This window comes from Sphingomonas sp. FUKUSWIS1 (genome assembly GCF_000733135.1).
GTDB classification, from domain to species: Bacteria; Pseudomonadota; Alphaproteobacteria; order Sphingomonadales; family Sphingomonadaceae; genus Sphingomonas; species Sphingomonas aerolata.
This window is the reverse complement of the sequence record NZ_JPJC01000244.1, coordinates 2,674-7,827: the sequence shown is the minus strand read 5'-3', so window position 1 is coordinate 7,827 and position 5,154 is coordinate 2,674. Positions and strand designations below refer to the sequence as shown.

4 protein-coding genes are annotated in these 5,154 nt (G+C 65.7%); 3 read left to right on the top strand and 1 reads right to left on the bottom strand.

Annotated features, from left to right (window positions below; translation table 11 throughout):
* Position 1: 1 nt before the first annotated feature.
* Positions 2–346 carry a PRC-barrel domain-containing protein gene (locus sphsw_RS15360; protein WP_042467486.1) on the top strand — a complete coding sequence of 115 codons (345 nt, stop codon included), beginning with the start codon at positions 2–4 and terminating at the stop codon, positions 344–346.
* 122 nt (positions 347–468) lie between these two features.
* Here sphsw_RS15360 and uvrB read toward each other — a convergent pair whose 3' ends face one another.
* Positions 469–2,667: an excinuclease ABC subunit UvrB gene (gene uvrB, locus sphsw_RS15355; RefSeq protein WP_031441377.1), complete on the bottom strand. Its 2,199-nt coding sequence runs from the start codon at positions 2,665–2,667 to the stop codon at positions 469–471.
* Between the two features lie 306 nt (positions 2,668–2,973).
* Between uvrB and sphsw_RS15350 the strand changes: the two genes are divergently transcribed.
* Together sphsw_RS15350 and sphsw_RS15345 are read left to right on the top strand one after the other, a co-directional pair.
* Positions 2,974–3,801, top strand: a complete 828-nt coding sequence (locus tag sphsw_RS15350; protein ID WP_031441376.1) for a ferredoxin--NADP reductase — start codon at positions 2,974–2,976, stop codon at positions 3,799–3,801.
* A 104-nt stretch (positions 3,802–3,905) separates the two neighbouring features.
* Positions 3,906–5,154: amidase (locus sphsw_RS15345; RefSeq protein WP_235188416.1), on the top strand; the 1,249-nt coding region annotated here is incomplete at its 3' end.

Below are 5,154 nucleotides of genomic sequence, written 5' to 3'. Positions count from 1 at the left end.
GCTGCTCGTGCAGGCCAATATTTCGGGGACGATGAAGGTCGAGAGCCGCGATGGCGACGCGGTGGGGACGGTCTATGCCTTCATGGTGCACAAGGGTACCGGGCGCGCGACGCACGCCGTGCTGAGCCTTGGCGGGTTCCTGGGCATGGGCAAGAGCTTCTACCCGCTGCCGTTCGCGCTGCTTCAGTTCGACGCGGTGCGTGACCTGTATGTGGTGACGATCGACAAGCGCGTGCTTGAGGGAGGCCCGAGCTGGTCGAACAATGCGCCGGTCTTCGACCAGGCCTATGCCGACCGGGTGGCGAGCTATTATGGGTCGAGCAGCGAGGATCTGGTCGTCGGCTGACCCGCGCACGGTTCGACCCCTCCGTCATCCTGACGAAAGTCAGGACCCAGAGTTACTGACCGCAGCATCCGCGGCTCTGGGCCCTGACTTTCGTCAGGGTGACGAAAACGGGGGTAGCCGCTTCAACGCGAGCGCGAACCGCCCATCCGCATTTTCTGGCTCTTCCCGTAGCGCGTTTTCCGCGTGCCTGGCTTGCCCTCGTTCGAACGGCCCATGACCGGCGCCTTCTGCTGGTCCACCGGCAGGCCAAGCTCCTCGTTCTCCAGCTGCCGGATCTCGTCGCGCAGCCGCCCGGCGGTCTCGAACTCCAGATCCGACGCGGCCTTGCGCATCTGCTTCTCAAGATCCTCGATATAGGCGCGCAGGTTGTGGCCGACCATGTGCGGGCGGTCCTCGTCGATCGGGACGGTGACCTGATCCTGGCTGGCGACGTGCGCGATGATGTCGCCGATGTTGCGGCGGATCGTCGTCGGCGTGATGCCGTGTTCGGTGTTGTACGCGACCTGCTTCTCGCGGCGCCGCGCCGTCTCGTTCATCGCGCGCTCCATAGAGCCCGTGACGCGGTCGGCGTACAGGATCACGCGCCCGTCGACGTTACGCGCCGCGCGCCCAATCGTCTGGATCAGCGAGGTCTCGGACCGCAGGAAGCCCTCCTTGTCCGCATCAAGGATCGCGACCAGCCCGCATTCGGGGATGTCCAACCCCTCGCGCAACAGGTTGATGCCGATCAGCACGTCGTACACGCCGAGCCGCAGGTCGCGGATCAGTTCGATACGCTCGAGCGTCTCGACGTCGCTGTGCATGTAGCGGACCTTGATCCCCGCCTCGTGCATATACTCGGTCAGATCCTCCGCCATCCGCTTGGTCAGCGTCGTGACGAGCGTACGGTATCCGAGCGCGGTGGTCTTCCCGACCTCGACGATCAGGTCCTGCACCTGCTCCTCGACCGGCTTGATCTCGACGGGCGGATCGATCAGCCCGGTCGGGCGGATGACCTGTTCGGCGAACACGCCGCCGGTCTGCTCCATCTCCCAGCTGCCCGGCGTCGCCGAGACGTAGGTCGTTGGCGGGCGCATCGCGTCCCATTCGTTGAACCTGAGCGGCCGGTTGTCGATTGCCGAGGGAAGGCGGAAGCCATATTCGGCAAGCGTCAGCTTGCGACGGTGATCGCCGCGCGACATGCCGTTGATCTGGCCGATCGTGACATGGCTCTCATCGACGAACAGCAGCGCGTTGTCGGGCAGATATTCGAACAAGGTGGGCGGGGGCTCGCCCGGCATGCGACCGGTGAGGAAGCGTGAGTAATTCTCGATCCCCGCGCAGCTGCCGGTCGCCGCGATCATCTCGAGATCGAAGTTCGTCCGCTGCTCCAGCCGCTGCGCCTCGAGCAATTTGCCCTCGAGCACCAGCTCCTTCAGCCGCTCGGCCAGCTCGTGCTTGATCGCCTCGCCCGCCTGTTTGAGCGTCGGGCCGGGCGTCACGTAATGCGAGTTCGCATAGACGCGTACGGAGTTCAGCGACGCGACCTTCTTGCCGGTCAGCGGGTCGAACTCGGTGATCTCCTCGATATCGTCGCCGAAAAACGAGATGCGCCACGCGCTGTCTTCGTAATGCGACGGGAAGATCTCGAGCGTGTCGCCCTTCACGCGGAAATTGCCGCGCTGGAACGCCGCGTCATTGCGCTTGTACTGGAGCGCGACGAGCTTGCGCACGATCTCGCGCTGGTCGACGGTCGTGCCCTTTTTCAGGTCGAAGATCATCGCCGAATAGGTCTCGACGGAGCCGATGCCGTACAGGCACGAGACCGACGCGACGATGATCACGTCGTCGCGTTCGAGCAGCGCGCGCGTTGCCGAATGCCGCATCCGGTCGATCGACTCGTTGGTCGACGATTCCTTCTCGATATAGGTGTCCGACCGCGCGACATAAGCTTCAGGCTGGTAATAATCATAATAGCTGACGAAATATTCGACCGCGTTGTCGGGAAAGAACGACTTCATTTCGCCGTAGAGCTGTGCTGCGAGGATCTTGTTGGGCGCGAGGATTAGCGCAGGCCGCTGCACGCGTTCGATCACGCTCGCCATCGTGAAGGTCTTGCCCGAGCCGGTGACGCCGAGCAGCACCTGGTCCTTCTCGCCCTCGCCGATCGCCGAGACGAGTTCGGCGATCGCGGTCGGCTGGTCGCCTGCCGGCTCATATTCGCTCACGAGCTTGAACCGCTTGCCGCCCTCGACCTTTGCGGGGCGCGCGGTCGGGCGGTGCGGGACGAAGGTGTCGCCGGTTTCGGGTTCGGCGAGGCTGGTGCGGATCTGGATGGCCATCGAGGGGGAATATGGGGAACAGATGGCACGACGACAACGCCGCCATTGCCGGCATTCGTCAATCCGCAAACCACCCGTCATCCCCGCGACGGCGGGGATCGATAGCCTACGCCGTCAGCATCTTAAGGGAGAGCGCTGCCAGTATGGATTCCCGCCTTCGCGGGAATGACGGACGTTCTAATGCGGCGAGCATTGTGCGGCCCCAAGCTTTGCTAATGTTGACCCACCGCACGCGCATCCATAATGCGACCGTTTCGCAAGCCATCGACCCGCCGGCGCGACTCCGCGCGGCCAAGGAATAGACGCATGACCGCCGAAACCCTCGAAACCCGCGCGCCCGTGCTCATCCCGGAAACGCCCGCGTTCCTCAACGCCAAGGTTCTGTGGGTGCGCCACTGGAACGAGCATCTGTTCAGTTTCGCGATCGAGCGCCCGTCGACCTTCCGCTTCCGCTCGGGCGAATTCGTGATGATCGGCCTCCCCCAGGACGGCGGCAAGCCGATCATGCGCGCCTATTCGATCGCGAGCCCGCATTATTCGGAAGAGCTCGAATTCCTGTCGATCAAGGTCGAGGACGGCCCGCTGACCTCGAAGCTCCAGCTGATCCAGCCGGGCGACGAGGTGTATCTGGGCAAGAAGCCGACCGGCACTTTGGTGCTCGACGCGCTGCTCCCGGGCAAGCGGCTGTTCATGTTCTCGACCGGCACAGGCCTCGCGCCGTTCCTCAGCCTGATGCGCGATCCCGACGTCTATTCGGCCTATGAACAGGTGATCGTCGTGCACAGCGTGCGCCGCGTCAGCGACCTTGCCTATCACGACGAGATGGTCGCCTTGCTCGCCGAGGATCCGCTGATCGCTGAGGAGGCGGCCACGCAGTTCCATTACATCCCGACCGTGACGCGCGAGCCGTTCCGCACCACGCGGCGGATCGGTGCGCTGATCGAGGACGCGTCGCTGTTCGGCCATCCGGTGCGCGGCGACCAGAAGCTGAACCCCGAGACCGACCGCGCGATGCTGTGCGGATCGACCGAGATGATCAAGGAGTTCGCGGTGATGCTCGAGGCGCAGGGCTTCGAGGAGGGCGCGAATTCCAAGCCCGGTACGTTCGTGATCGAGCGCGCCTTCGTCGGCTGACCCGCCAGGGCGCTTGGCGCGCCGTCCGATCCCCGATAGCGTCAGGCTAAAGGGGACTGAAAATGCGCCAGATTATCACCGGAATCCTGCTCGCCACCGCCGCCATGCCAGTGGCGGCGGTGGCCAGGACCGTCGCGGTCGAGGAACGCTCGATCGATCAGCTTCAGGCAAGCATGACGGCGGGGACGGCGAGCAGTGTCGATCTGGTCCGGGCGTATCTCGCGCGGATCGCGGCGATGGACCGCAAGGGGCCGACGCTGCGCAGCGTGATCGCGCTCAATCCCGACGCGCTGGCCCAGGCCAAGGCGCTCGACGCCGAGCGTCGGGCGGGGCGGGTGCGCGGACCGCTGCACGGCGTTCCGGTGCTGATCAAGGACAATGTCGAGACCGCCGACGCGATGCCGACCACCGCTGGCAGCCTGGCGCTCAAGGACAATATGACGCGCCGCGACGCGCCGGTGGTCGCGCAGCTGCGCGCGGCAGGCGCGGTGATCCTCGGCAAGACCAACCTCAGCGAATGGGCGAACATCCGCTCGACCCGGTCGATGAGTGGGTGGAGCGCGGTCGGCGGGCTGGTCCGCAATCCCTATGCGCTCGATCGGACCGCGTGCGGATCGTCGAGCGGGTCGGGCGCGGCGATCGCGGCGAGTTTTGCAGCAGCCGCGATCGGCACCGAAACCGATGGCTCGGTCGTGTGCCCGTCGTCGATCAACGGGCTGGTCGGGCTGAAGCCGACGATCGGGCTGGTCAGCCGCACGCATGTCGTGCCGATCAGCCATAGCCAGGACACGCCAGGGCCAATGGCGCGCAGCGTGCGCGACGTGGCGACGATGTTCTCGGCGATGATCGCGGCGGATCCGGCGGATGCCGCGACCGCAGGGGCGGGCGCGTACAAGCGCGACTATGCCGCCGCCCTGTCGACGAGCGCGCTGTCGGGGTTGCGGATTGGGGTCGTCCGGCCCGAGATGACCGCGGACGTCGCGGCGCGGTACGAGGTGGCGTTGGGCGTGCTCAAGGCGGCGGGCGCGGTGCTCGTCGAGGTCAAGCAGCCCAAGCTCGACGGGATCGGCGAGGCGGAGCTGCTGGTACTCCAGACCGAGCTGAAGGCCGATCTCGACACCTATCTGGCGACCACCCCGGCGGCGGTGCGGACCCGGACGCTCGATCAGGTGATCGCGTTCAACCGCGCCAATGAAGCAGCGGAGATGCCGTTCTTCGCGCAGGAGACGTTCGAGGCGGCGGCCAAGACCCGCGGGCTCGACGACCCGGCCTATAAGGCGGCACGTACGAAATCGCTGCGGCTGGCGGGCGCGGAGGGGATCGACGCGATGCTGAAGACCGCACGGGCGACGG

Excerpts from the sequence above, each read along its gene's own strand:
- sphsw_RS15350 (WP_031441376.1), top strand. The coding sequence starts at position 2,974 with ATGACCGCCGAAACCCTCGAAACCCGCGCGCCCGTGCTCATCCCGGAA.
- uvrB (WP_031441377.1), bottom strand. The coding sequence starts at position 2,667 with ATGGCCATCCAGATCCGCACCAGCCTCGCCGAACCCGAAACCGGCGAC.